The following is a 25,581-nucleotide window of genomic DNA, read 5'->3' on the forward strand; positions in this document are numbered from 1 at the left end:
ATGACGAACGAACCCGCTCCGGTGGCCGTGCAGTTCAGGCTCTTCGAAGCCCAGGTGGTGCGGTCCCTCCGCCTCGGGCCGACGATGAGGCGGATCACCTTCGGCGGTGAGCAGCTGAAGGACCTCGCCTCGGGCGGCCGGGACCAGAGCTTCTCGCTCTTCCTGCCGCGCCCGGGGCAGAGCGCGCCGGTGGTGCCGGCGGAGTTCGGCGAGCGGTGGTACGCCGACTGGCGGGCCATCGACCCGGCGGAGCGGGCGGTGATGCGCTCGTACACCATCCGCGCACACCGCCCTGAACTCGCCGAGGTGGACGTGGACTTCGCGCTCCACGGCAGCGGGGAGGCGGACGCCGGCGCAGTGGGCGGCCCCGCCTCCGGCTGGGCCGCCCGGGCGGTGCCCGGCGACCGGGTCTGCCTGCTGGGCCCGGCGGTGGCGGACAACCGCAGCGTCGGGTTCCGCCCGCCGCCCGGCACCGACTGGGTGCTGCTCGCGGCCGACGAGACCGCGCTGCCCGCCGTCGGCGCGATCCTGGACTGGCTGCCCGCCGGCACCAGGGCCAGGGTGTGGATCGAGGTCCCGCATCCGCAGGACGTCCAGGACCTGCCCAGTGCGGGCGAGGTGGAGATCACCTGGCTGATCCGCGACGGCCGGCAGCCGCTGCCGGCCGCGATCCGGGCGGCCGAACTCCCGGAGGGTTCGCCGTACGCGTGGATCGCCGGGGAGTCCGGCCTGGTGAAGGCGGTGCGCCGCTACCTGGTGGGCGAGTTGGGGATCGACCGGCGGCTCGTCAACTTCTCCGGCTACTGGCGCCGGGGAGCCAGTGAGGAGGACCTCCGGGCCGAGGCGCAGTCCTGAAGCCCGTCCGGTGGGTCCTTCCGGGGGCGCGAAGGGATCCGCCGGACGGGCGCCGGCTTTTCCAGGGGCGCCGTACGGTCAACTCCGCTGCACAAGCAGACGGTTGACCGTGCGGCGCCCCTCAGCGTTTCTCTGACTGGTCGTCATAAGCATGGTCTGACCTCGGTAAAAATTAGGATAGGCTTACCTAAGTAATGACACAGCGACCGCTGAGGACTGCCCATGAGTTTCCACGGACACCCCGTCGAGGTCCGGCCGGCAGGTGCCAGGGAGTACCTGTTCAACGACCGTACGGTGGAGGGATACCGGCACTCGCTCACCGCCGGGATCGACCGGGTGGCCGCCCGCATCGCCCGCACCGAGCGCCCCTTCAGCGGAACCACCCCCGACCGGCTCGCACCCGAGATATCGGCCATCGACCTGGAGAAGCCGCTGAACGACCCCGCCGCCGCCCTCACCGAACTCGAGGACGTCTATCTGCGGGACGCCGTCTACTTCCACCACCCGCGCTACCTGGCGCACCTCAACTGCCCGGTGGTCATTCCGGCCCTGCTCGGCGAGGCGGTCCTCAGCGCCGTCAACTCCTCGCTCGACACCTGGGACCAGAGCGCGGGCGGGACGCTGATCGAACGCCGCCTGATCGACTGGACCGCCGAGCGGATCGGCCTCGGCCCGGACGCCGACGGCGTGTTCACCAGCGGCGGCAGCCAGTCCAACCTCCAGGCCCTGCTGCTCGCCCGCGAGGAGGCCTGCGCCCGGGCCGCCGCCGGCACCCCGACTCCGCCCACCAGGGCCGAGATCCTCCCGAAGCTGCGCATCCTCGCCTCCGAGGCCGGTCACTTCAGCGTCCAGAAGTCCGCGAAGCTCCTCGGCCTCGGCCCCGACGCCGTCATCCCGGTGGCCACCGACCGGGACCGCCGGATGCGCCCCGCCGTCCTCGCCCGCGAACTCGACCGCTGCCGCCGCGAGGGCCTGCCGGTGATGGCCGTGGTCGCCACCGCCGGCACCACCGACTTCGGCTCCATCGACCCGCTGCCGCAGATCGCCGACCTGTGCGTCGCCGCCGGCGCCTGGATGCACGTGGACGCCGCGTACGGCTGCGGACTGCTCGCCTCCCGGACCAGGAGGCACCTGCTGGACGGGATCGAGCGGGCCGACTCGGTGACCGTCGACTACCACAAGTCCTTCTTCCAGCCGGTCTCCTCCAGCGCCCTGCTGGTCCGCGACGCCGCCGCGCTGCGCCATGCGACCTACCACGCCGACTACCTCAACCCGGCCCGGATGGCCGAACAGCGGATCCCCAACCAGGTCGACAAGAGCCTGCAGACCACCCGCCGCTTCGACGCGCTCAAGCTCTGGCTCACCCTGCGCGTCATGGGGGCCGACGCGATCGGCGAACTCTTCGACGAGGTGGTCGACCGCGCCGGGCAGGCCTGGGAGCTGCTGACCGAGGACCCGCGCTTCGAGGTGGTCACCAGGTCCCAGCTGAGCACCGTGGTCTTCCGCTACCTGCCGCAGGACGGCCCGGGCCGCGAACTCGCCGACGAGGCCAACCTGTTCGCCCGTGAGGCGCTGGCCGCCTCCGGCGCCGCGGTGGTCGCCGGAACCAAGGTCGACGGCCGGCACTACCTGAAGTTCACCCTGCTCAACCCGGAGACCACGCTCGCGGACATCGCCCACGTCCTCGACCTGCTGGCCGGCCATGCCGAGCGCTACCTGAGCGAGCAGGCCGCCCCCGAGCTCTGCCGCCAGGCCGGCTGAACCCTCCTCCTCCACCCCTCGACGCCCACACGGGAGACACCCATGACCACCTACGACTTCATCGGGATCGGGCTCGGCCCCTACAACCTGGGCCTGGCCTGCCTGACCGAACCGGTCGACGAGCTGAACGGCCTGTTCCTGGAGAGCAGGCCGGACTTCGACTGGCACCCCGGCATGCTGCTGGAATCCGCCACCCTGCAGACGCCGTTCATGGCCGACCTGGTCACCCTGGCCGACCCGACCTCGCCGTACTCCTTCCTCAACTACCTCAAGGAGTCCGGCCGGCTGTACCCCTTCTACATCCGCGAGATGTTCTACCCGGTGCGCGGCGAGTACAACGAGTACTGCCGCTGGGCCGCCGCCAGGCTGCGCAGCGTCCGCTTCGGCCAGGAGGTGACCTCGGTCGAGTACGACCAGGGCGAGGGCGTCTACGTCGTCCACGCGGTCAAGCCCGGTGGCACCGAGGCGACTTCGTACCGCGCCAGGCACCTGGTACTGGGCACCGGCACCCCGCCGTACCTGCCCGAGGCCTGCCGGGACCTCGGCGGCGACGCCATCCACAACTCCGGCTACCTGGAGGGCAAGGCGACCCTGCAGGCCAAGGAGAGCATCACCGTCGTCGGCAGCGGCCAGAGCGCGGCCGAGATCTACTACGACCTGCTGGCCGAGATGGACGCCCACGGCTACCGGCTCGACTGGGTGACCAGGTCCCCGCGGTTCTTCCCGCTGGAGTACACCAAGCTCACCCTGGAGATGACCTCCCCCGAGTACGTGGACTACTTCCACGCCCTTCCGGAGGACACCCGCTACCGGCTCGAGTCCGAGCAGAAGGGCCTGTTCAAGGGCATCGACGCGGACCTGATCAACGGCATCTACGACCTGCTCTACCAGAAGAGCGTCAAGGGCCCGGTCGCCACCCGGCTGATGACCAACACCGCCCTGCACAAAGCCGGTTACGACGCCGCGGCCGGTCTCTACACCCTCGGGCTGCGCCACGAGGAGCAGGGCCGGGACTTCGAGCTCGCCACCCACGGACTGGTGCTGGCCACCGGCTACCGCTACCGGACCCCGGCCTTCCTGGAGCCGGTGCGCGACCGGATCCGCTGGGACGGGCGCGGCCGTTTCGACGTCGCCCGCAACTACAGCATCGACACCACGGGCCGGGGGATCTTCCTGCAGAACGCCGGCACCCACGCCCACAGCGTCACCTCGCCCGACCTGGGCATGGGCCCGTACCGCAACTCCTGGATCATCCGGGAGATGCTGGGCCGCGAGGTCTACCCGGTCGAGAAGTCCATCGCCTTCCAGGAGTTCGGCGCACCCCAGGGGCTGGTCGCATGAGCAGGATCCTCTTCTCCCGCACCGACCCGCGGCTCGGCACCATGGCGGTGCGCCCGCTGGACGCCGACGGCGACGCCGAACTGCTGCACAGCTGGGTGACCCACCCCAAGGCGGCCTTCTGGATGATGCAGGACGCCGATGTCACCGAGGTCCGCGGTGAGTACCGGAAGATCGCCGAACACCCGCACCACGACGCCTACCTGGGCCTGGTCGAGGGCGAACCGGCCTTCCTGGTCGAGCGCTACGACCCCGCGCGGCTCGAACTCGTCGGCCTCTACGACGCCCGGCCGGGCGACGTCGGCATGCACTTCCTCTGCGCGCCCTCCGACACCCCGGTGCACGGCTTCACCCGGGCCGTGATCACCACCGTGATGGCCTTCGTCCTGGACGACCCGGCCGCCCGCCGCGTCGTGGTCGAGCCGGACATCCGCAACACCGCGGTGCACGCGCTCAACGCCGCCGTCGGCTTCGAGGTGGTCGGCCCGATCGCCAAGCCCGAGAAGGAGGCGCTGCTCAGCGTCTGCAGCCGCGAGCAGTTCCTCGCCGCCATCCAAGGAGCAACCCAGTGCTGAACCCGGCCGGGGCAAGCCCCCGTACCCCCGACACCGCAGACGCCGCAGCCATCCCCGACACCGTCGAAGCCGTCGAAGCGGTCGCCCATCTGACACCGGAGCGCTGGGCGCTGGCCAACCGGCTGCTGGTCCGCAAGGCGCTCGCCGAGTTCTCCCACGAGCGGCTGCTCACCCCCGAGGCGCGGCCGGACGGGCACTACGCCGTCCGCAGTGACGACGGCACGGTCGAGTACCGCTTCACCGCCCGGCTGTTCGCCCTGGACCACTGGCAGATCGACGCCGACTCCATCACCCGCCACCGCGACGGCACCGAACTCCCGCCGGACGCGGCCGACTTCTGCATCGAGCTGCGCGAGACCCTCGGCCTCACCGCGCGGATCCTGCCCGTGTACCTGGAGGAGATCGCCGCCACCCTGGCCTCCACCGCCTACAAGCTCGGCAAGCCGAAGACCGGTGCCGCCGAACTCGCCAAGGCGGACTTCCAGGCGATCGAGACGGGGATGACCGAGGGGCACCCGGGCTTCGTCGCCAACAACGGCCGGATCGGCTTCGGCGTGGACGAGTACCGCGCCTACGCCCCCGAGGCCGCCAAGCCGGTCCGGCTGATCTGGCTTGCCGCGCACCGCGACCACTCCACCTTCACCTCCTGCACGGACCTCGACTACGACACCCTGATCCGCTCGGAGCTGGGCGAGGAACTGCTCGGCCGCTTCGCCGGCACCATGACGGCCCTCGGCCTCGACCCGGCCGAGTACCACCTGCTGCCGGTCCACCCCTGGCAGTGGTGGAACAAGCTCTCGGTGACCTTCGCCGCGGAAGTCGCCCAGCGCCGACTGGTCTGCCTCGGCCCCGGCGAGGACGAGTACCTGGCCCAGCAGTCGATCCGCACCTTCTTCAACACCACCGACCCGTCGAAGCACTATGTGAAGACCGCGCTGTCGGTCCTCAACATGGGCTTCATGCGCGGACTCTCGGCCGCCTACATGGAGGCGACCCCCGCCATCAACGACTGGCTCGCCGACCTGATAGCCGGCGACCCGGTCCTGCGCGCCACCGGACTGACGGTGATCCGCGAGCGGGCGGCCATCGGCTACCGGCACCCGCAGTTCGAGGCCGCCACCGACCGGTACTCCCCGTACCGCAAGATGCTCGCCGCGCTCTGGCGCGAGAGCCCCGTCCCCACGCTGCGGCCGGGGCAGCGGCTCGCCACCATGGCCTCGCTGCTGCACACCGACCACGAGGGCCGCTCGCTGGCCGCCGCACTCATCGAACTATCCGGCCTCACCCCCGAGTTGTGGCTGCGTCGCTATCTCGACGCCTACCTCACCCCGCTGCTGCACAGCTTCTACGCCCACGACCTGGCCTTCATGCCGCACGGCGAGAACGTCATCCTGGTCCTCGACGGCGACGGCACGGTCCAGCGGGCGGTCTTCAAGGACATCGCCGAGGAGATCGTGGTGATGAACCCGGAGGCCGAACTGCCCCCGCAGGTCGGGCGCATCCGGGCCGAGGTCCCCGAGCACATGAAGCTGCTGTCCGTCTTCACCGACGTCTTCGACTGCTTCTTCCGCTACCTGAACGCCATCCTGGCGAGCGAGGGCACCCTGGACGAGGACACCTTCTGGCGCACCGTCGCCGAGTGCGTCGCCGACTACCGCGACTCGGTCCCGCACCTGGCCGAACGCTTCACCAGGTACGACCCGTTCGCCGAGGAGTTCCCGCTCTCCTGCCTCAACCGGCTGCAACTGCGCGACAACCAGCAGATGGTGGACCTGGCCGACCCGTCCGGCGCCCTCCAGCTGGTCGGCACCCTGCGCAACCCCATCGCACGATTCGCCCCCGCGCCGTGACCCTGACGGACCAGGCCACCACCGGGTCGCCGGCCGAGACCCGGCTGCCGACCCGGTGGCTGATCCTCGCGGTCATCTGCCTCGCCCAGTTCGCGGCGGTGCTCGACAACACCGTCCTGAACGTCGCGATCCCCTCGCTCACCCGGGACCTCGGCGCGGCCACCAGCGACGTCCAGTGGATCGTCAACGCCTACTCGCTGGTCCAGGCCGGACTGCTGCTCGCCGCGGGCAGCGCCGCCGACCGCTACGGCCGCCGAAGGCTGCTGCTGGCAGGCCTCGCCGTCTTCGGCGCCGGCTCACTGGCCGCCGGACTCTCCCACACCACCGGGCAGTTGACTGCCGCCAGAGCCGGCATGGGCATCGGCGGCGCACTGCTGCTCACCACCACCCTCGCCGTGGTGGTCCAGGTCTTCGACGCCGCCGAACGCCCCCGGGCGATCGGCGTCTGGGGCGCGGTCAACGCGCTGGGCTTCGCGGCGGGTCCACCGGTCGGCGGGCTGATGCTGGCGCACTTCTGGTGGGGCGCACTCTTCCTGGTCAACCTCCCGGTGGTGCTGCTCGGCATCCTGGCCGTCCGGCTGCTGGTGCCCGAGTCCAGGGCCCCGGGCGGCGGTCCGCCCGACCTGCCCGGCGTACTGCTGTCCACCACCGGTATGACGGCCGTGGTCCTCGCGATCACCGGCGGCCCGGAAGCCGGCTGGACCTCGGCCCGGGTGCTGCTGCCGGCCGCCGGCGGGCTGCTCGTCCTGGGCGCCTTCGCGCTCTGGGAACACCGCGCCCGCCACCCCATGCTGGACCCGCACTTCTTCCGGAGCCGCCGGTTCACCGGCGCCGTGGTGGGGGTGGTCCTGATCACCTTCGGCAGTGCGGGGGTGCTCTTCCTGCTCACCCAGCAGCTCCAGTTCGTCCGCGGCTACTCGCCGTTGGCGGCCGGGCTGCACCTCGCCCCGTTCGCGCTCACCGTGGTCGTCCTCAACTTCACCGGCCTCTCGGCGCGGGTGGTCGGCCGGCTGGGGCACCCGCTCGCCATCGCCTGCGGTATGGCCCTGCTCGCGGGCGGGTTCGCGATCGTCGCACTCCTCGCCTCCGACGGCTACGGCACCCTGCTGGTCGGTCTGATCCTCATGGGGGCCGGCTGCGCCTTCGCCAACCCGGCCATCGTCGAGGCCGTGCTGAGCGCCATCCCGCCGGACCGGGCCGGCGCCGGGGCCGGCATCGACGGCACCATGGCCGAGGTCGGCAACAGCCTCGGCGTCGCCGTCCTGGGAGCCGTCCTGAACGCCCGCTTCGCCGCCCTGCTCCCCGCCACGGCGGCCGGTGCCGGCTCCCTCCCGGCCGCGCTGGCGGCCGCGGGCACGGACGGGGACCGCACCGCGATCCTGGACGCCTTCGCCGCCGGGATCTCCGCCAGCCAACTCGTCGGCGCGGTCGCGGTGTTGGCGGGCGGGATCCTGGCGGCGGTGCTGCTGCGCCGAGCGGAGCGGCGGGAGGCCGACGGATCAGTCGGCTGACGGATCCGGCGGCCGGGTCAGACCCTGGCCGCCGGCCGGCGACCGGCCGCGGTGAGACCGTCGAGGTAGGCCGTGACCGGCTCGGGTCCGACCGGGCCGCCGGTCAGGCCGACGAACCCGTCCGGACGCACCAGGACCACGGCGTCGCCGCTGACCCCGTACGCGCGCCGGGCGTGCCCCTCGACGTCCACCAGATCGGCGCCCGCATGGCCGCCCACCGTGACCACCCGCGTGCCGGGGACGGCGGAAGCCTGCGGAGCCGGCCGGTCGCCGAAGCTGAGCAGGGTGAAGTGCGGCCCGCGCAAGAGGTCGAACAGCCGGAGTGGCTCCCCCTGCGCGGTGCGGCAGGGAGCGTCGGGGGCGCGGTCGCCGGCGCGGATGCCGGTGGAGTCGTCGAGGTCGCACCCGAGCGGGCCTCCCCGGTAGTTGACGGTCAGTCCGGAGAGGTCGGTGCCCGGGGCGATACCGGTTTTGTCGACGAACTGCCTGGTCAGGGCTGCGCCGCCACCGGCGGTGAAGAGCGCCCGGTGCTGGGCCGAGGAGGCGGTCAGCACCGCGCGGGCGACGGGCAGCCGCTCGGCCTGGTAGCTGTCGAGCAGGGTGTCGGGGGCTCCGCGCAGCGCGGCGGCCAGCTTCCAGCCGAGGTTGTGCGCGTCCTGGATGCCGGTGTTCATGCCCTGCCCGCCGGCCGCGGAGTGGCAGTGGGCGGCGTCCCCGGCGAGGAAGACCCGGCCGCTGCGGTACCGCTCGACCATCCGGACGGTCGGCCGCCAGACGCTCGACCAGACCAGGTCGTGGAGCCGGACCCCGGGCAGGGCCGCCCGCTCGGCGAAGATCCGCCGGAAGTTCTCCAGCGAGGGCTCGGGGAGCCTGCCGTCCCCGTCCGGTACGACCGCGGCACTGATCCCCCAGGTGCCGTCGCAGGTCTGCGGGACCAGGACCAGCGCACCCACGCCGAACTCCCGGTCCTGCCAGGCGTGCAGGCAGTGCGGGTCCAGGCCGTCGACGCGCAGTGAGCCCATCAGGAAGCGCTCCTCGTCCCAGGTCTCGCCGAGGAACGGGAGGCCGGCGGACCTGCGGACGGTGCTGCGGCCGCCGTCGCAGCCCACCAGATAGCGGGCACTGATCCGCTCGGTCCGGTCCCCCCGCCGCACGGTGGCGACGACCCGCTCGGCGTCCTGGGTGAAGCCGGTCAGCGCGGTGCCGAGTTCCACCCGGACCCCGAAGCCGGCCAGGCGGTCGCGCAGCACGGCCTCGGTGTGGTGCTGCGCCAGCATCACCAGGCCCAGGTACGGGCGGTCGGGCAGCGGGGTGTTGCTCGGTGCCGGGTCGACCTCGCTGACCAGCCGGCTGCCCTCGTAGGTGCGCAGCCTGAGGTTGACCTCGGCGCGGGCGTAGATCTCGTCCACCACGCCGAGGTCGTCGAAGACCTCCAGCGTCCGGGAGTTGACGCCCCTGCCGCGGACCCCGCGGTCGCGGAAGGCCGGCTCGCTCTCGATGACCCGGCAGCTGACGCCCGATCGGGCGAGTCCCAGAGCCAGGGTGAGACCCACCGGCCCGGCGCCGACGACCAGGACGTCCGTTGCGGCCGCTGACGGCCGGGTGCTGCTCATGATGTGTTCCCCCATCTGACTCGCCAATAAGATACGGCGCGTTTCTTATCCTCGACGGTAGACTCTCCGAATAAGAAACGCAACGTATCTACGGGAATCGCGATGACCAGACCAGCGACGGGCGGATCAGTGCCTCCGGGCCGCAGCACGCGCCGACGGGGTGACGACCTTGAGCAGGCGATCCTCGACGCCGTCTTCGCGGAGGTGACCGAACACGGCTACACCAGGCTCACCATGGAGGGCGTGGCGGCCCGGGCCCGGACCAGCAAACCGGTCCTCTACCGCCGCTGGCCGACCAAGGCCGAGCTGGTGATCGCCGTGCTCGGCCGGGGCCTGCCCACCGGCGACGAGCAGCCACCCGACACCGGCACCCTGCGGTCCGACCTGGTCACCGTGCTGCTGCGGGTGGTGCACCGCTTCGACGGCCTGCCGGGCGAGGCCGTCCACGGCTTTCTGCTCGATGTGCTGCGCGACCCCGAACTGCGCCGGCGGCTCTGGAGCGGGATCGTCCCGGACGGACCGGTGGACACCCTGGCCTTCCTGATGGGACGGGCCGCGGAGCGCGGTGAGATCAACGGCGACCGGCTCAACCCCCGGGTGACCGCCCTCCCGCTGAGCCTGCTCCGCGACGAGTTCCTGATCCACGGGGGTCCGCCGGACGACCGGGCCATCGAGGAGATCGTCGACGATGTCGTCCTGCCGCTGCTTCGGGGCAGGTGACGCGGCCCTTCGCCGCCGCCAGGGGTACGAGGGCCCTCGGCGGTCAGCCCTTGGGGGCGGCGATGAGGCAGAAGCTCGCACCGACGTTGTCCCGGCCGACCGCCATCCGGCCGTACGGGGTGCCGACCGGCTCGACCAGGATCCGGCCGCCGAGCTCGATGATCCGCGCGCAGCTCTGGTCGGTGTCCGCGGCCGCGAAGTAGGTGTTCCAGAACGACGGGGTCCCCTCCGGGATGGCCGGGGGCTGCGCGCCGATGCCGCCCGCCGGATGCCCGGCGACCTTGATGACGCTGTAGTCCAGGTCGGGCAGCGGCTCGTACTCGTAGCCGAAGACCTGCCGGTAGAAGGCCCGCGCGGTGGCCGGGTCGGTGGAGAGGTTCTCGTTCCAGGTGAAGGCCCCCGGCTCGTTGGCGAGACCGGAGCCGCCGTGCGAACGCCCCTGCCACAGGCCGAAGGGTGCGCCGGCCGGGTCGACGGCGATGGCCATCCGGCCCTGGTCCGTCACGTCCGTCGGCTCCAGCCGGACGGTGCCGCCCGCCTCCCGGATCCTGGCGGTGACCTGGTCGACGTCATCGGCGGCGAGATAGGTCAGCCACGCGGCCCCGGTCTCCTGCCCGGGCTGCCCGGGGGCGATCCCGGCGACGCGGATGCCGTGGCGGGTGGCCAGCTGATAGCCGCCGCCCTCCTCGCCGGTGTCCTGGTACGTCCAGCCGAACAGCTCGCCGTAGAAGTCCTTGCTCGCGGTGACATCCGGTGTCGTGAGGTCGGCCCAGCAGGGGACACCCTCGCGGTAGGTGGTGATCCTGGACATGGCGTGCGTCCTTACGGCCGAGGTTCCCGGAACGCGTCTTCGCGCCCCCTCAGCCAGCGTCGGCCCGCTGGAAGGCACCCCGCAACCGCTGGGCACCCGCGCCGGAGTCCCCTCCTACCCGCCCTCCGCCCAGAGCACCACCGCGCGGGCCGCCGCCTCCCGCAGCGCGTCGCCGTCCAGCTCGAACCGGGACTCCGCCCGGGCCGTCGGCGCCCCGCCTTCCCGGTCGGGCCGGATGAGCGGGGCGCCGGTCGGGTGGGATCAGCCGGTGCCGGCCGTGGGGCCGCCGGGGGTGGCGGCGGATGCCGTGCTCTCGGCGGGACCGAACCAGTCGCACAGAGCCTCGCGCAGCTGCTCGGCCGCGGCCCGAGGGGACGAGCGGGAGGTGCCCACCCAGGCGGCGTGGCCGTCCGGGCGGACCAGCACCGCGAGCGCGTCCGGCAGGCTGCCGGGCCGTGCCGACCCGACCGTCACCCGGTCCGCCCAGGGCGCGGCCGTCTCGCGCAGCAGGCGGGCGCCGTCTCCGTCGTCCACCAGTAGTGCTCCGCCACCCGTCCGTGCCAGCAGCGGCAGCAGAGCGTCGTGCTCCAGTGGGACGTCCGGCACCATCCGCCCCTCCCAGCGGTGGCCGCGGGCGCCGTGCACCGGGTAGCGGGTGCCGACCCCGGTGATCGCCTCGGCCAGGTGGCCGGCGGTCTCCTCGCTCTCCGCCAGTTCGGCGAGCAGGTCGGCCACCGGCGCCAGCCGCTCGTCCTCGGTGGCGAGCGCCGCCTGGGCACGGGTGTTGCGCAGGAGCCTGGCGCCGGCCGCGTGCCGCTCGCTGTGATAGGTGTCCAGGAGCCGGTCGGGGGCCTGCCCGTGGGCCACCAGGGCGAGCTTCCAGCCGAGGTTCATCGCATCGTCGATCGCCGCGTTGACGCCGATGGCACCGGCGGGCGGATGGATGTGCGCGGCGTCGCCCGCCAGCAGCACCCGGCCGTGGCGCAGCCGTTCGGCCAGCCGCGCCGCGTCGCCGAACCTGGTCAGCCAGCGGGTCTCGGCGATCTCCACCGGTCGGCCCAGTGCCCCTTCCAGCGCCTGCCGGAACCGGGCCGGTGTCACCGGCTCGTCCCGGTCCTCCGGCGGCTCGGGGTCGGCGGTGATCAGCCGTACGTAGCCGGGGCGCGGGATGGCGAACACCGAGCCGCCCGGGCCCGCCGTCACCCCGAACGGGATCGCCTGCGGATCGGCCAGGACCACGTCCCCGAGCAGGGTGAAGCGGCGTGCGGGTGTGCCAGGAAAGGCGATGCCGGCGAGCCTGCGCACCGTGCTGCGGCCGCCGTCACAGCCGACCAGCCAGCGGGAGCGCAGCCGCAGCGGCCCGTCCGGGGATTCCACCTCGGCGGACGCCCCGCCGTCGTCCTGGCACAGCCCGGTGAGCCGGTGCCCGCGCAGGATGCGGACGCCCAGTTCCACGGCCCGCTCGGCGAGCAGCTCCTCCACCCTGGTCTGCGGGATCCCCAGCACATAGGGGTGCCGGGTGCGCATGGCGGCCAGGTCGAGCCGGGCCGCTCCCGTGAACATCGTGGAGGGGACGGTCGGGCCCTCGGCCAGGAAGCGGTCCGCCAGACCGCGGCGGTCCAGCAGTTCCAGGCTGCGGGCGTTGAGGTTGAAGCCGCGGCAGAAACCGGGCGGGGCGGGGTGCCGTTCGAGCACCACGGCGGACACCCCGGCCAGCCCCAGCTCGCAGGCCAGCATCAGTCCGGCCGGTCCGGCTCCCGCCACCAGCACGGCCGCGTCCTCGGCGGGCGCCTGCGGCGGGGCGATCCGGGCGGACGCCGGTGCGCCGGCGGATATCGGTGCGTCAGCCGGGGGCCGCCCGGCCCGCGCCGGCGCGTGCGCTCGCGGCTCAGGCATCGGGGGAGACCTCCGGCCACTCCAGGGTGCCCCGCTCGATCTCCTCGGCGGTCTGCCGCACCCATCGCAGCTCCGCGTCGGCCATCGCCCGGGCGTACTCCGCCTCGATCACGAACAGCCGGGGCGCCCCGTGCCGCTCCGTGGCCTCCCGGTACGCCTTCTCGCCCGCCGCGATCCGGGCTTCCAGAGCCGCCGCCCGCTCGCGCAGCGCCTGCGCCGCCCGCTGCCGCCCCAGCGCGCCCAGATAGCTGACGGCGGACAGGAACCTCGGATACTCCTGGGACGGCTCGCGGATCAACTCGTCCAGCCAGTCAGTGAATTGACGCTTCCCCTCCGATGTGTGCCGGTACACGGTGCGGGCCGGACGCCCGCCCACCTGCTCGGTGTCGGTGGCCTCGATCCAGCCGTCGCGGGCCAGTGCCCGCACCGTGTCGTACAGCGATCCCGTGGTCACCTTGAAGGCCTGGTCCAGCTGTCGCTCGCGCAGTGCGGTCGCCATCGCGTGCGGGTGCATCGGCTGCTCCAGCAGCAGGCCGAGCACCGCGAGGGCCAGGGGGTTGGCGGGTCGTTTGCCGGTCATCTCACTCCACATGGTCCGACCCGGGCTCTATGAGCTCGGAAACAAGTGATCGGTTCCAATCACTCGGATCCGAGTATGCCAGTGTCGCAGCGGAACGTCCGGCGAACCGCTCAGGAGTGCGTCGGGGGCGGGAGTGGGGTGACGTGGGGTCGCGCGCCCGCCCGGGACTCCCGGCTCCGCGGGTCGCAGGGCGGCGTCAGGGCCGGGTGGCGGGTGTGGAGCGGGCGCGGGCGGGCGCGCGACCGGGTCGGACCCGGTCCCCGGTGTGCGGAAGGGCCGCGGCCCGAGGCTCAGCCGGAGGCCGGGGCTACGTTGGTGGCGGCGATGGCGGGACGGATCGCCTTGGCCAGCGTGACGGCGTCGCCCACCGCCCAGACGTGGGTGAAGAAGAGCCGTGGTTCGTCCGTCAGGCCGTGGTTGTGGAGTTCGACGATCTCGATCCCCCCGTGCCGCAGGGCCGCGAGCACCTTCTGGACCTCGGAGGCGATCATGACGAGGTCTCCGTTGACCGCGGCCTTGCCTCCGCCCAGCGGCTGGAAGTTGAAGGCCGAGGTCGCGCCGAGACCGGGGGGAAGGATCCGGCCGTCGTCGACGATGGTCTCGCGGCGAACGAAGACACAGGTGTAGACGTCGCCGCCGTTCGTGCCCTTGGCGCCCAGTGCGGCATCGATCCCGGCGGTGTCCATGGCGAGGGGTTTCGGCGGGGCGGCGGGCACGATGTGCGGCGGGGTGGCGGTGCGGTCGAGCGCCGTGCGCAGGGAGTGCGCCAGGGCCCCGGCGTCGTGGCCGTGGCCGCAGACATGGGTCCACCAGACCTCGGGGGTGTGCGACAGCAGGTGCTTGTGGATGGCGGTCTGTGCGATTCCCTGGGCCTGCAGGGCGTCGGTCATCCCCTGCAGCTCGCCCTCGGTCACCACCAGATCGCCCATCATCATGGTGCTGCCGTCGTCGTACCGGACGAAGGACACGTGTGAGCCCAGGGCCAGCCCGGAGGAGATGGGGATGCCACGGGAGGTCAGATGCAGATCCCCGCGCGGGAAGGGCGTGTGGTGGTAGGTCCCGCGGATGAGGTTCCCCGGTCTGCCGAGGGCCGTCACGACCGGTCGCCAGTGCTCCTCGGTGGTGGGTACCGGCTTGAACTGCCGTACGTTGCCCATGTTGTGGCCCCTGGGCGGCGGGGCGCAGGCGCCGGCCGCCGCCCCCAGGCCTGCCAGCACCGGGGCCATCCCGGCCGTGGTCAACAGCTGCCGCCGCGGCACCCCGGGCCGTGCGGACTTCTTCCGGTCCCTGTCGCCAGTCGTCACACGCACACCTCCAGGGGCCGATGCAAACACAGGAAGCGGCTCTCGCGGCGTAGCCACGGCGGTGGGAGGGTCGGCGACCCTCCCAAGCGCCCAGCGTTAACTGACGAATAGTCAGATCGGTTATGGCACAGCCGAGGGAACGGGATGCCGGGCCGACCGGTGTCCCGTTCCCTCGGCCGGGATGCCCCGCCGGTGGCGGCCGTGCGGAGGAGTGGTGCCGCGCCGTCAGCCTTCCGGGACGGTCCAGGTGCCCAGGGACATCTCGGCGGTGATGCCCGGGCCGAAACCGGCCAGCAGGCCGTGGTGGCCGTCGAGCGCCGACTGCTCGTCGAACATCCGGCCGAGGGCGTCCAGGACCACCGCGCTGGCGATGTTGCCGTACTCGGTGAGGGTGGCCCGGCTGAAGCGGAACGCCTCGGACGGCACCTCCAGGAAGCGGCTCAGGTCGTCCAGGATTCGCGGGCCGCCCGCGTGGATGATGTAGAAGTCCAGCTTGCCGGCGTTCCACTGGTGCTGCTCGGCCAGTGTGCGCAGGGCCGGGCTGAGCGGCTCCATCGTGCCCGGCACCCGCTTGTCCAGCTGGAAGTGGAAGCCGGTGGAGCGGACCGCGTAGGAGATCCAGTCCTCGGTGTTCGGGATCAGGTACGAGCCGTTGCGTTCCAGGCGCATCCCGGTGCCGCCCGAGCCACGGACCACGGCGGCGGCGATTCCGTCGCCGAACAGGCCGTTGGACAGCAGCGACCCCACGCCCAGGTCGGTGGGCTGGTAGCAGAGCGAGCAGAACTCGCAGGCCACGATCAGCACATTGGAGTCGGGGTACGCCGAGCAGAAGTCATGGGCCCGGTTCACGGCCGCACCGCCGGCGGCGCAGCCGAGCTGGGCGATCGGCAGCTGCCGGGTGTCCGACCGGAAGCCCATCTTGTTGATCAGCCATGCCGTCAGCGACGGCATCATGAAGCCGGTGCAGGACACGTACACGATCAAGTCGATCTGCCGCGGCTCCAGTTGGGCCTGTTCAAGTGCGTCGGCAACCACCGCCGGTACCCGGGCCTTGGACTCCGCCTCGAAGACGGTGCTCCGCTCGTCCAGTCCCGGGTGCTTCAGCACCGTCTCGATGGGCTGGATCAGATGCCGCTTCCGTACTCCGGTGTTCTTGATAAGACGTAGCGCGAGCTCCAGTTGCGGGTGGTCGTGGTGCAGTCTCCGAGCCAGGTCGAGGGTCTCCTCGTTGGTGATGACATGGTCGGGAACAGCTATCGCCGGTTTGCACAGAACTGCCATGGGGATTTCCTCCTGACGGTCGGTGGTCCCCGTTCGATCCTGGGGGGATCGGGGAGGGGACTCACCAGTCGGCGGCAGCCGCTGCGGACCGGACGCGCGAGGCTGGCGCGGCGGTGGGGATCACCAGAGGGCAGACGGGCCGACAGTTGAGGATCGGTTGCTCGCTGTGCGGGCGGTCGTGCCGGCCACGAGTCGGGCCAGGTCAACCCAATCTAGGGGAGGCGGGGTCGTTCCGCATGTCGAACGGCCGGTCGGGCCGGGGCCCGCGGCAGGTCGGTCGGCGGTGCGACGGAACGACCCGCGCACCCCGAGGATGCACGGGTCGTTCCGGGGCGCCTGACGCGGAAGCGTGGTCAACTCCGGGCGGCCGCGGCGGCAGTTGTCACCGCGCAGGAGTCACCAGGAGACCGGCAGCGCGAGCGGATAGCGCCAGATCGAGGTGGTGTTCCACTGCAGTTCCTCGGCGGGCTTCGTCAGGGCGATCCGGGGGAAGCGCTCCAGCAGCGTCGCGAAGGCGACTTCGAGCTCGGTGATGGCGAGCGGTGCGCCGAGGCAGTGGTGCGCGCCCCAGCCGAAGGTCATATGGGACGGAGTGGTCCGGTCCAGGTCCAGCTCGTCGGGCCGGTCGAACTTGCGGCCGTCCCGGTTGGCGGTCAGGTAGGAGACGTGCACGATGTCGCCCGCGCTGATGGTCACCCCGCTCAGCTCCACGTCCTCCAGGGCCACCCGGGGGATGCCGACGCCCTTGCGGAAGGGGATGAAGCGGAGCATCTCCTGGAGCACCTGGGGGAGCATCCCCGGTCGCTCGCGCAGCACGGCGAGCACGTCGGGCCGGGTGAGGAGGGTGTAGGAGAGGTTGCCGAGCTCGTACGTCGTGGTGTCCTGGCCGGTGATCAGCAGGACCATGGCCATGACGGTCAGTTCCTTGTCGTCGAGGACCTCGTCGCCGTCGCGGGCCGTGGCCAGCGCGCTGATCAGATCCTCGCCGGGGTTCCGGCGCCGCTCGGCCGTCAGGTCGGTGAAGTACGCCCTCAGGTCGGCCTTGGCGCGCACGGCGTCCGGCTTGTTGTCCAGGCTGACGTCCATCATCGTCCGGGCGTTGGCGCGCAGCCACGCGCTGTCGGCCTCGGGGATCTCCAGGACCTCGCAGATGGTGATCAGGGGCAGTGGGTGGGCCAGGTGCTCCATGAGGTCGGCCGGTGAGCCGTGGTCCCTCATCCGGTCCAGCAGGTCGTTCACCACGAGCTGGGTGCGGGCCCGCATGCGCTCGATCTGGTCGGGCGCGAAGCCCTTGGACACCAGGCTGCGCAGGCGGCTGCTGGCCGGCGGGTCCATGACGTTGATCGCCTCGGCCTGGACGATCGGCTCGGGGGTCATTCGAGGGAAGTCCCGGCCGACGACGGCGTGGCGGCTGAAGCGCCGGTCGGTGGTCACCGTGCGTACATCGTCGTAGCCGGTGACGAGCCAGGCCTCGCCCTCGCCGTAGGGCAGGCGGATGCGGGAGACCGGCGCGTCGTTCATCAGCTGCCTGAGCGTCGGGTCGAAGTCGAGCGCCTCGGCGAAGTCGAATGGGCAGTTGCGTGCGCTGGAGCCGGTGGACATGCGGACCTCCGGGTCTGGGCCGTGCGGGCTGGATCGGGGGGACGGATGAGAGGGACGGGATGGACGGGGCACCGGTACCCGATCGGTCGGCCGCGCACACCGGAGGATGTCCAAGGGCGCCGGTAATTCATCCGTGCTGATCAGTGCATCTGCTCCGGGGCCTCAGTGCATCTGCTCCGGGGCCGAGGGGCCGGAGAAGAGGAGTGGGCGGCGTCCGGCTTCCCGGCCTTCCCTCCCGAGGAATTGCGAACGGTGTTTGCGGATAGCGCCTCCGCGGCGCTATGTTCCTCTGCGAACATCGTTCGCATATACGAGGAGGACCCATGTCCGGCCAGACGGGCGAGCGGCTCGCCCCAGGCGTGCTCCGCGTCGCCACCACCAAGCGCGACAACGCCTTCCTCGTGGACGGCGACGACGGGCTGACCCTCGTCGACGTCGGCTGGGCGGGTGCCCCCAAGGTGCTGCTCGACGCCCTGGCCGGGCAGGGCCGCAAGCCCACCGACATCCGGCGTATCGTCATCACCCACGCGCACCCCGACCACGTCCAGGGCGCCGCCGAGCTGCGCCGCCTGACGGGAGCGAAGCTCCTCGTCCACCAGGCCGACCGGGCCTGGCTGGAGGCCGGCCGGGTCCCCGCGACGGGCCGTTCCGGAGCGTTCGGGCGGCTGATCGACCGGCTGCCCAGGCTCCACTGGGACCCGGTCGGCCCGGACGGGATCCTCGAGGACGGCGAACTCATCGAAGGCTCGGACGGCCTGCGCGTCATCCACACCCCCGGGCACAGCCCCGGTCACATCTGCCTGCTCCACGAGTCCACCCGCACGGTCCTGCTCGGTGACGCGGTCTTCCGCCGCGGGCGGCTGGAGCTGGGGCCGGCCGCCCTGGCCGCCGATCCGTCGCTGCGTGCGGACAGCCTCGGGCGCATCCCGCGCGATGTGGCGGGCGTCGGCTTCGCGCACGGTGACCCGCTCACCGGAGCGGGCGCAGCGACCTTCCACGCCTTCCTGGAGCGGCTGAACGGGGGCCGGTGAACACCGGCGGACCGCCTGACGGGAATCCATCGAACGCGTCCGCGGGGATGGGAAGTGGGGGCCCGGGCGGCCGGCGCCGTCGGCGGGCCCGCACCCGGGGCGCGTTTTGACCGGGCGCGCGCCGGTGCGGGACATGCCGCGGCCCCGGCTGCCCTCCGGTCGAAGGACCGTGGAGCGGCAGCCGGGGCCACGGGCCGTCAGGAGCTGCTGGAGGTGGCGGGCTTGAGGGACTTCAGGCAGAGGACGTAGTCGTTGTCGGTCTCCTGGTGGACGAAGGAGGTCCCGGAGTCCGGGTACGACGCACAGGCCGTGTGGTCGTCGGTGGTGCCGCTGACCCGCGCCTCCACCTTGTACTCGGCGCTCGGGTCGGAGCAGGAGACCACCTGGATGGCCGGGCTGCTGTCGGTGCCGGCGTTGTGCACGCAGTCGCCGGTCCGCGCCTGGAGCTTGAGCGGAGTGGGCATCGGCGGGGCGCTGTAGCCGCCGCTGCCGTAACCACCGCCGCTGTAGCCGCTGGTGGTGCTGTCCTTGGTGGCGTAGTCGGCGAAGGCGCCGATCATCAGGATGGCGAAGGCCAGCACGAACGACAGCACCGGCACCAGCAGCATGAAGATCGCCGGGCGCCTGGTCAGCGGGACACCCGGGTTGAGCTGCGGCCCGAGCGGCCCGGGCGCGGCCGGCGGCAGTGCCTTGATCTTGTTGTAGGCGCTGAGGTTACGCAGCAGCGTGATGATGTTGATGATGCCCGAGCAGTAGCTCCACCACCCCTGGACCAGCGAACGGGCCGACATGTCGCGGACCATGGCGATGCCGCAGGTGTGGCAGTACGGGCCGGGCTGGCGGAGGAACCGCATGATCACGATGATGCCCTGGTGGCCCCGGACGGTGACGTCCACCGCCGGGAACCCGCCGCAGAAGCGGCAGACGGGACCGCCGGGCGGCGGCGCGGCGTAGCCGGGTGCGCCGTACGGCGCCGGCTGCTGCGGCGGAGCCCCGTAGGGGCCGGGCTGCTGTGGCGGAGCTCCGTACGGCCCGGGCTGCTGCGGGTAGGCCGCGGGCGGCGGGGCGGCCGGGTAGCCGTAGCCACCGGCGGGTGGCGGCGGCGGAGCGGCGGGGTAGCCGTAGCCGCCGGCGGGTGGCTGCGGCGGGCCGAAGCCGGGGGCCGGCGGCGGGGGCGCGGAGTCGTAGGGGCCGGACGGAGGGTAGGGCGAGGTCAAGTTTTCGTTCCTGTTGGATGGTGATGGTGCGAAGGTCGTGCGGTCGGGCGGATGTGCTCAGCGGAGGGCCGGCTGCGGCCCGGTGACGGAGGGGGACGGATCGGGCTGCCCGAGTGATGACGCCCCGGGCGGATCCGGCGGTGGCGGCGTGGCCACGGTGTTCCCCCGATGCGGTGACTTGGGACTAGAGGTGCTGACGTACCTTAGCGACTCGACGGCGGGTCAGTCAGAACGGCCGCCCTCCCGGCCCGGGACGCCCGGGCGTACTCCATGCGGGGGAATTCCGGTGGCGGGCGTGTCACCGGCCGCGGCAGCGGCCGTTCGGCGCCAAGGTGGTGGTCGCCCAACCGCCCTGTGGAGGTCCTGTGCGTACCCATCCGGTCCGGCGGCTGTGCGTGCCGCTCGCCGCCGTACTCGTCGCCCTGCCGCTCACCGGCTCGGGGCCGCTGGCCGAGGGCAGAGTGCGGACGGCGGCGCGGGCCGGGCTCACCGCCGAGCTTGACCGGCTGTTCGAGGACCCGCGGCTGACCGGGGCACAGGCCTCCGCCCTGGTCACCGACACCGCCACCGGCGAGGTGCTCTACCGGCGCTCACCCGGCGCGCTGCTGCTGCCCGCCTCCGCCCTCAAGACCGTCACGGCGGCCGCCGCGCTCGACCTGCTGGGCCCGGACCACCGCTTCGGCACCGATGTGCTCGCGGCCGGCCGCCGCACCGGCGGCAGGCTGGAGGGGGACCTGGTGCTGCGTGGCGGGGGAGACCCCAGCCTGCTGCCCGCCGACCTGGACGAGCTCGCCCGCCGGGTGGCCGGATCCGGCATCACCACCGTCTCCGGCGGTCTGCTGGCCGACGCCTCCCGCTACGACGGCGTGCCGCTCGGCCCCAACTGGGCCTGGGACGACCAGGCGGCCTACTACAGCCCGCAGATCTCCGCACTCACCCTGACCACCGACACCGACTACGACCCGGGCACCGTCCGGCTCACCCTGACACCCGGTCGGCCGGGCCGGCCCGCGGCGGTGAAGCTGACACCCCCCGAGGCCCCGGTGCGGCTGAGCGGCCGGATCGACACCGGCGCGGCGGGCAGCGGCCGCACCGCGGAGGTGGACAGACGGCCGGGGAGCAACGAGCTCCTGCTGACCGGCAGCGTCCCGGCGGACGGCGGCACCAGCCAGGAGTGGGTCGCCGTGGAGGACCCGGCCCAGGTGGCCGCCACCGTCTTCACCGCCGACCTCGCCCGCCACGGCGTACAGGTCCAGGGCCCGGTACGGGCGGGCCGCGCACCGGCGGACGCCACGGCACTGGCACACCACGACTCGGCGCCGCTCTCCGCGCTGCTGGTGCCCTTCCTCAAACTCAGCAACAACGGCATCGCCGAACACCTGGTCAAGGAGATCGGCCGCGTCCGCGCGGGAGCGGGCAGCTGGGCCGCCGGACTGGACCGGATCGCCGACTTCACCCACCGGAGCGGTCTCGACGTCACCCCCGCCCGCCAGGCCGACGGCTCAGGACTCTCCCGGCACAACCTGATGACCGCCCAACGGCTCTCCAGGCTCCTGGAGTTCGCCCGCACCCGGCCCTGGTTCAGGACCTGGTACGACGCCCTGCCGGTGGCCGGCGACCCGCGCCGGATGGTCGGCGGCACCCTCGCGACCAGGCTGCGCGGCACACCGGCCGAGGGCCGGCTGCACGCCAAGACCGGCTCGATGACCGGCGTGGACGCCCTGGCCGGCTACCTCGACCGGCCGGACGGACACACCCTCGCCTTCACCGTCCTGCTCAACAACTTCGCCGGGGCCAGCCCCCGCCCGGTCATCGACGCCTTCGTCCTCAGCCTCCTCGGCCAACACGCCGCCCCCGCGCCCGACACCGGCCGGCGCACCCGAAGCCCCCACGACTGGGACTGACGAGGTCGCCGCGCGGGGGAGTCGCGCGGTCGGCGGACGGGAAGTCTGTACCGAACCGCCGGGTCGTCCGCGAACCCGTCCACCACGTGGCCGCTCTCACCGGGAACGGAGCCCCATGAAGACGACGCCGCACCACCGGACCGTCCGCACCGCGGCCCTGCTGGCCCTCCTCACGCTCCTCCTGCCCGCTGCGCCCGGCTGCGCCCGCTCCACCGACACCGACGACAGCCCCGTCCCGCAGGTGCCCGGCGGGGCGTTCTCGGTCGGCCTCACCGAACCCGACCACCTCACCCCCGGCCGCACCACCAGCAGCTACGCGATCCAGGTCCTCCAGGGCCTGTTCGACACCCCGGTCACCCTCGACCCGGACGACGGCCACGTCCGCCCGCTGGCCGCGAGCTCGGTGGAGTCGGCCGACCAGCGGGTGTGGACCCTCAAGTTCCGCCCGGGCGCGACCTTCCACGACGGCGAGCCGGTCACCGCGCAGAGCTTCGCCGACTCCTGGAACGCCGCCGCCTACGGGCCCAACGGCTGGGAAGCCAACTCCTACTTCGCCCAGATCGACGGCTACGCCGCCCTCAACCCCGCCCGCGGACAGCGGCCCGCCACCGACCGGCTCTCCGGGCTGCGGGTCCTGGACCCGGCCACCCTCCAGGTCACCCTCAGCGCCCCGTTCAGCCAGTTCCCGATGCTGCTGGCCTTCCCCGCCTTCGCACCGCTGCCCAGGGCCGCGTTCACCGACCCGGACGGCTTCGACCGGCACCCGATCGGCAACGGCCCGTTCGCGATGGACGGCAACTGGCAGCACAACCAGCGCATCGACCTGGTACGCGCCGCCTCCTACACCGGCAGCCGCCCGGCGATGGCCGACGCCGTGCACTTCAAGATCTTCACCAGCAAGGACACCGCCTTCACCGAACTGAGGGCAGGCCACCTCGACTTCCTGAGCACCGTCCCGGCCGCCCGCGCCTACGAGGCCAAACGCACCTTCGGGAGGCGCTACTCGGTCCGGCCCAGCGGCACCATGGACTACCTCGGCCTGCCGCTGTGGGACCCCCGCTACGCCAACCCCGAACTGCGCCGGGCCATTTCGATGGCCATCGACCGCAAGGGCATCACCCGGGCCATCTACAACGAGGTGCACATCCCGGCCGACTCGATCGTCGCCGCCATGATCCCGGGCCACCGCCCGGGTGCCTGCGGCGAGACCTGCACCTACCAGCCCACGAGGGCCAAGGAACTCTTCGACCACGCCGGGGGATTCACCGGCCCGATGGAGCTCTACTTCGCCAACTCCGACCCCACGTACGAACAGTGGATGACCGCCATCGCCAACGAACTCCGCCAGAACCTCGGCATCCGGGACGTCACCTTCCACAAGATGGCCGCCGCCGACCTCGGCACGGTCCTCAACAGCCACAAGACCACCGGCCCCTACCGGCAGAACTGGGTCATGGACTACCCGAGCATGCAGAACTACCTGGCCGGCCTCTACAACCACGACAACCGCATGGGCTGGCACAACCCGCGCTTCGACGACCTGCTCGCCCGGGGCGACGCCGCCCCGACCCGGCAGCAGAGCACCGCCTACTACCAGCAGGCCGAGGACGTCGCCCTCGCCGAACGGCCGCTGATCCCGCTGTGGAACTGGCAGGACCAGTCCGCCTGGAGCAGCCGGATCGGCGACCTCGTGATCGACCCCTACGCCGGCGGACTGCACCTGGACCGGGTGACCGTACGCCACTGACCACGACACCGGCACTAGAGAAACGGAGGTCCGATGGGACGGTTCATCGCCCGCCGCCTGCTGTACGCCGTACCCGTACTGCTGGCCACCACCTTCCTGATCCACGCGCTGGTCTTCGTCCTGCCCGGCGACCCGATCCAGGGCCTGGCCGGCGACCGCCAAGTGCCGCCCGCCGTCCTCGCCGAACTGCACCACCGCTACCACCTGGACGACCCGCTGGTCGTGCAGTACGCCAAGTACCTCGGCGGACTGCTCACCGGAGACCTCGGCCGGACCTTCACCGGCGAACCGGTCGCCGACGTCCTCGCCGGACGCTGGCAGGTGACGCTCCGACTCGGGCTCACCGCCTGGCTGCTGGAGACCGTCCTGGGAATCGCACTCGGCGTCTGGGCCGGGCTGCGCCGGGGCGGCTGGGCCGACCGGCTCGTCCTGGCCGGCACCACCCTGGCGATCGCCGTCCCCGTCTACATCGTCGGCTACCTGGCCCAGCTGGTCCTCGGCGTCCGGCTCGGCTGGTTCCCGGTCTCCGGCGACCAGGACGGCTGGCCCGCCGCCTACGTGCTGCCCGGCCTGGTGCTGGCCTCGTTCGGGGCCGGCTACGTCGCCCGGCTGACCCGCTCCTCGCTGCTGGAGAACCTGCGCGCCGACTACGTCCGCACCGCCGAGGCCAAGGGGCTGAGCCGCCGCCGGGTGGTGGTCCTGCACACCCTGCGCAACTCGCTGATCCCGGTGGTGACCTTCCTCGGCGTCGAACTGGGCTCGCTGATGGCCGGAGCCGTGGTCACCGAGTACATCTTCAACCTCCCCGGGATCGGCCAGCTGGTGTTCCAGTCCATCCAGCTGCGCGAGGGACCGACGGTGGTGGGCGTCACCACGGCCCTGGTCCTGGTCTTCTGCCTGGCCAACCTGGCGGTGGACGTCCTGTACGGCGTACTCGACCCGAGGATCCGCCATGAGTAGGCCCGACACGGACGCCGCCGGCCCCGCACGCCGCCGACCCGCCGCCTTCGCAGCCCACCGTCCCGCTGGAGCGTCCATGGCCGACGACACCCCCGGCACCGCCCGCACCGACGACCTCCTGCTGCCCCCCGCCACCCCGCCCGCACCGGGAGGCCGGAAAGCCTCCGGCTCCCTGAGCGCCGACGCCTGGCGCGACCTGCGCGCCCGCCCACTGGTGGCCCTCTGCGCGGGCGTGGTGCTCCTGATCGTCCTGATGGCCGCCGTACCCGACCCTTTCATCGCCCTGCTGACCCACGACAGCGGACGCTGCGAGCTCGCCGACTCCCGGGTCGGCCCCAGCCTCGACCACCCCTTCGGATTCGACCTGCAGGGCTGCGACTACCTCGCCCAGGTGGTCAGGGGCAGCCGTCCGTCACTGCTCATCGGCCTGGCGGTGACCTGCGGGGCGCTGCTGCTGTCCGTGCTGCTCGGGCTGCTCGCGGGCTTCTACGGCGGCTGGATCGACTCCCTGCTGTCCCGGGTCACCGACGTGTTCTTCGGGCTGCCGTTCATCCTCGGCGCCACCGTCGTCCTGGTCGCCTTCCCCTCGCACGGGCTGGGCGCCATGACACTCGTCCTGGTCGGCCTCGGCTGGACCACCATGACCCGGGTGATGCGCGCCCAGGTGATCGGTCTGAAGGACTCCGACTACGTGCACGCCGCCCGCTCCACCGGGGCCGGCCCGCTGCGCCTGATGCTCCGCCACATCCTGCCCAACGCCCTGACACCGGTCGTGGTGGTGGCCATGCTGAACATCGGGAACGTCATCTCCGGGGAGGCGACCCTGGACTTCCTCGGCGTCGGACTGCAGTACCCCGCGCTCTCCTGGGGGCTGCAACTCAACGCCGCGCAGAGCTACTTCCTCGACTTCCCGCACCTGCTGCTCTTCCCGGCGCTGTTCCTGTCCGCCACCGTGCTGAGCTTCATCCTGCTGGGCGACGCGGTCCGCGACGCCTACGACCCGAAGCTGCGCTGACGCCGTGCCC

20 protein-coding genes are annotated in these 25,581 nt (G+C 72.3%); 12 read left to right on the forward strand and 8 right to left on the reverse strand.

Features of this window, described 5'->3' with window-relative positions; genetic code table 11:
• The 6 genes from ACSMTC_RS33020 (at position 1) to ACSMTC_RS33045 (ending at position 7,890) form a co-directional block, all read left to right on the forward strand.
• On the forward strand, positions 1-855 hold the full coding sequence (locus ACSMTC_RS33020) for a siderophore-interacting protein (RefSeq protein ID WP_436563406.1): 855 nt from the start codon (positions 1-3) through the stop codon (positions 853-855).
• A 222-nt stretch (positions 856-1,077) separates the two neighbouring features.
• Entirely contained in the window at positions 1,078-2,616 is a 1,539-nt protein-coding gene (locus tag ACSMTC_RS33025) for a pyridoxal phosphate-dependent decarboxylase family protein (RefSeq protein WP_436563407.1), read from the forward strand.
• 42 nt (positions 2,617-2,658) lie between these two features.
• Positions 2,659-3,957 carry a lysine N(6)-hydroxylase/L-ornithine N(5)-oxygenase family protein gene (locus tag ACSMTC_RS33030; RefSeq protein ID WP_436563408.1) on the forward strand — a complete coding sequence of 433 codons (1,299 nt, stop codon included), beginning with the start codon at positions 2,659-2,661 and terminating at the stop codon, positions 3,955-3,957.
• Positions 3,954-4,529, forward strand: coding sequence for a GNAT family N-acetyltransferase (locus ACSMTC_RS33035; RefSeq protein WP_436563409.1), 576 nt, complete (start codon positions 3,954-3,956; stop codon positions 4,527-4,529). The genes ACSMTC_RS33030 and ACSMTC_RS33035 overlap by 4 nt, the downstream gene beginning before the upstream one ends.
• 50 nt (positions 4,530-4,579) lie before the next feature.
• Positions 4,580-6,379, forward strand: coding sequence for an IucA/IucC family protein (locus ACSMTC_RS33040; protein WP_436564886.1), 1,800 nt, complete (start codon positions 4,580-4,582; stop codon positions 6,377-6,379).
• Positions 6,376-7,890, forward strand: a complete 1,515-nt coding sequence (locus ACSMTC_RS33045; protein ID WP_436563410.1) for an MFS transporter — start codon at positions 6,376-6,378, stop codon at positions 7,888-7,890. Before ACSMTC_RS33040 ends, ACSMTC_RS33045 begins: the two co-directional genes overlap by 4 nt.
• Before the next feature lie 17 nt (positions 7,891-7,907).
• On the opposite strand, the gene ACSMTC_RS33050 is transcribed toward ACSMTC_RS33045, so the two are convergent.
• On the reverse strand, positions 7,908-9,503 hold the full coding sequence (locus tag ACSMTC_RS33050) for an FAD-dependent monooxygenase (RefSeq protein WP_436563411.1): 1,596 nt from the start codon (positions 9,501-9,503) through the stop codon (positions 7,908-7,910).
• A 102-nt stretch (positions 9,504-9,605) separates the two neighbouring features.
• On the opposite strand from ACSMTC_RS33050, the gene ACSMTC_RS33055 reads away from it, so the two are divergent.
• Positions 9,606-10,223 carry a TetR/AcrR family transcriptional regulator gene (locus tag ACSMTC_RS33055; RefSeq protein WP_436563412.1) on the forward strand — a complete coding sequence of 206 codons (618 nt, stop codon included), beginning with the start codon at positions 9,606-9,608 and terminating at the stop codon, positions 10,221-10,223.
• A gap of 43 nt (positions 10,224-10,266) precedes the next feature.
• Here the strand turns inward: ACSMTC_RS33055 and ACSMTC_RS33060 are convergent, their stop codons facing one another.
• From ACSMTC_RS33060 to ACSMTC_RS33085, 6 genes are all read right to left on the reverse strand, one after another.
• The gene (locus ACSMTC_RS33060) at positions 10,267-11,034 is read right to left on the reverse strand and encodes a VOC family protein (protein WP_436563413.1); all 768 of its coding nucleotides are present in this window, start codon (positions 11,032-11,034) and stop codon (positions 10,267-10,269) included.
• Positions 11,035-11,295: 261 nt separating this feature from the next.
• Positions 11,296-12,930, reverse strand: coding sequence for an FAD-dependent monooxygenase (locus ACSMTC_RS33065; protein ID WP_436563414.1), 1,635 nt, complete (start codon positions 12,928-12,930; stop codon positions 11,296-11,298).
• Positions 12,923-13,522, reverse strand: a complete 600-nt coding sequence (locus tag ACSMTC_RS33070; protein ID WP_436563415.1) for a PadR family transcriptional regulator — start codon at positions 13,520-13,522, stop codon at positions 12,923-12,925. Before ACSMTC_RS33070 ends, ACSMTC_RS33065 begins: the two co-directional genes overlap by 8 nt.
• Positions 13,523-13,800: 278 nt before the next feature.
• Entirely contained in the window at positions 13,801-14,814 is a 1,014-nt protein-coding gene (locus ACSMTC_RS33075) for a DUF1259 domain-containing protein (protein WP_436563416.1), read from the reverse strand.
• Positions 14,815-15,039: 225 nt separating this feature from the next.
• Positions 15,040-16,095 carry a type III polyketide synthase gene (locus tag ACSMTC_RS33080; protein WP_436563417.1) on the reverse strand — a complete coding sequence of 352 codons (1,056 nt, stop codon included), beginning with the start codon at positions 16,093-16,095 and terminating at the stop codon, positions 15,040-15,042.
• A gap of 396 nt (positions 16,096-16,491) precedes the next feature.
• Positions 16,492-17,697 (reverse strand): cytochrome P450, encoded by a 1,206-nt coding sequence (locus ACSMTC_RS33085; RefSeq protein ID WP_436563418.1) that lies wholly within the window; start codon positions 17,695-17,697, stop codon positions 16,492-16,494.
• Between the two features lie 323 nt (positions 17,698-18,020).
• On the opposite strand from ACSMTC_RS33085, the gene ACSMTC_RS33090 reads away from it, so the two are divergent.
• Entirely contained in the window at positions 18,021-18,728 is a 708-nt protein-coding gene (locus ACSMTC_RS33090) for an MBL fold metallo-hydrolase (protein ID WP_436563419.1), read from the forward strand.
• A 197-nt stretch (positions 18,729-18,925) separates the two neighbouring features.
• Here the strand turns inward: ACSMTC_RS33090 and ACSMTC_RS33095 are convergent, their stop codons facing one another.
• Positions 18,926-19,945, reverse strand: coding sequence for an LppU/SCO3897 family protein (locus tag ACSMTC_RS33095; RefSeq protein WP_436563420.1), 1,020 nt, complete (start codon positions 19,943-19,945; stop codon positions 18,926-18,928).
• Between the two features lie 365 nt (positions 19,946-20,310).
• Between ACSMTC_RS33095 and dacB the strand changes: the two genes are divergently transcribed.
• The 4 genes from dacB (at position 20,311) to ACSMTC_RS33115 (ending at position 25,571) form a co-directional block, all read left to right on the forward strand.
• A complete protein-coding gene (dacB, locus tag ACSMTC_RS33100; protein ID WP_436563421.1) occupies positions 20,311-21,849 on the forward strand; it encodes a D-alanyl-D-alanine carboxypeptidase/D-alanyl-D-alanine endopeptidase in 1,539 nt (512 codons plus the stop codon).
• 115 nt (positions 21,850-21,964) lie between these two features.
• A complete protein-coding gene (locus ACSMTC_RS33105) occupies positions 21,965-23,596 on the forward strand; it encodes a peptide ABC transporter substrate-binding protein (RefSeq protein WP_436563422.1) in 1,632 nt (543 codons plus the stop codon).
• A 33-nt stretch (positions 23,597-23,629) separates the two neighbouring features.
• Complete coding sequence (locus tag ACSMTC_RS33110; protein ID WP_436563423.1) at positions 23,630-24,556, forward strand: ABC transporter permease; 927 nt, start codon at positions 23,630-23,632, stop codon at positions 24,554-24,556.
• The gene (locus ACSMTC_RS33115) at positions 24,549-25,571 is read left to right on the forward strand and encodes an ABC transporter permease (RefSeq protein ID WP_436563424.1); all 1,023 of its coding nucleotides are present in this window, start codon (positions 24,549-24,551) and stop codon (positions 25,569-25,571) included. Before ACSMTC_RS33110 ends, ACSMTC_RS33115 begins: the two co-directional genes overlap by 8 nt.
• Positions 25,572-25,581: the final 10 nt, after the last annotated feature.

The organism is Kitasatospora sp. HPM-01-4, from assembly GCF_051374625.1.
GTDB lineage: Bacteria > Actinomycetota > Actinomycetes > Streptomycetales > Streptomycetaceae > Kitasatospora.

Excerpts from the sequence above, each read along its gene's own strand:
- ACSMTC_RS33065 (WP_436563414.1), bottom strand. The coding sequence starts at position 12,930 with ATGCCTGAGCCGCGAGCGCACGCGCCGGCGCGGGCCGGGCGGCCCCCG.
- ACSMTC_RS33090 (WP_436563419.1), top strand. The coding sequence starts at position 18,021 with ATGTCCGGCCAGACGGGCGAGCGGCTCGCCCCAGGCGTGCTCCGCGTC.
- ACSMTC_RS33105 (WP_436563422.1), top strand. The coding sequence starts at position 21,965 with ATGAAGACGACGCCGCACCACCGGACCGTCCGCACCGCGGCCCTGCTG.
- ACSMTC_RS33080 (WP_436563417.1), bottom strand. The coding sequence starts at position 16,095 with ATGGCAGTTCTGTGCAAACCGGCGATAGCTGTTCCCGACCATGTCATC.
- ACSMTC_RS33085 (WP_436563418.1), bottom strand. The coding sequence starts at position 17,697 with ATGTCCACCGGCTCCAGCGCACGCAACTGCCCATTCGACTTCGCCGAG.
- ACSMTC_RS33115 (WP_436563424.1), top strand. The coding sequence starts at position 24,549 with ATGAGTAGGCCCGACACGGACGCCGCCGGCCCCGCACGCCGCCGACCC.
- ACSMTC_RS33025 (WP_436563407.1), top strand. The coding sequence starts at position 1,078 with ATGAGTTTCCACGGACACCCCGTCGAGGTCCGGCCGGCAGGTGCCAGG.
- ACSMTC_RS33035 (WP_436563409.1), top strand. The coding sequence starts at position 3,954 with ATGAGCAGGATCCTCTTCTCCCGCACCGACCCGCGGCTCGGCACCATG.
- ACSMTC_RS33055 (WP_436563412.1), top strand. The coding sequence starts at position 9,606 with ATGACCAGACCAGCGACGGGCGGATCAGTGCCTCCGGGCCGCAGCACG.
- ACSMTC_RS33060 (WP_436563413.1), bottom strand. The coding sequence starts at position 11,034 with ATGTCCAGGATCACCACCTACCGCGAGGGTGTCCCCTGCTGGGCCGAC.
- ACSMTC_RS33110 (WP_436563423.1), top strand. The coding sequence starts at position 23,630 with ATGGGACGGTTCATCGCCCGCCGCCTGCTGTACGCCGTACCCGTACTG.
- ACSMTC_RS33030 (WP_436563408.1), top strand. The coding sequence starts at position 2,659 with ATGACCACCTACGACTTCATCGGGATCGGGCTCGGCCCCTACAACCTG.
- ACSMTC_RS33050 (WP_436563411.1), bottom strand. The coding sequence starts at position 9,503 with ATGAGCAGCACCCGGCCGTCAGCGGCCGCAACGGACGTCCTGGTCGTC.
- ACSMTC_RS33020 (WP_436563406.1), top strand. The coding sequence starts at position 1 with ATGACGAACGAACCCGCTCCGGTGGCCGTGCAGTTCAGGCTCTTCGAA.
- ACSMTC_RS33070 (WP_436563415.1), bottom strand. The coding sequence starts at position 13,522 with ATGTGGAGTGAGATGACCGGCAAACGACCCGCCAACCCCCTGGCCCTC.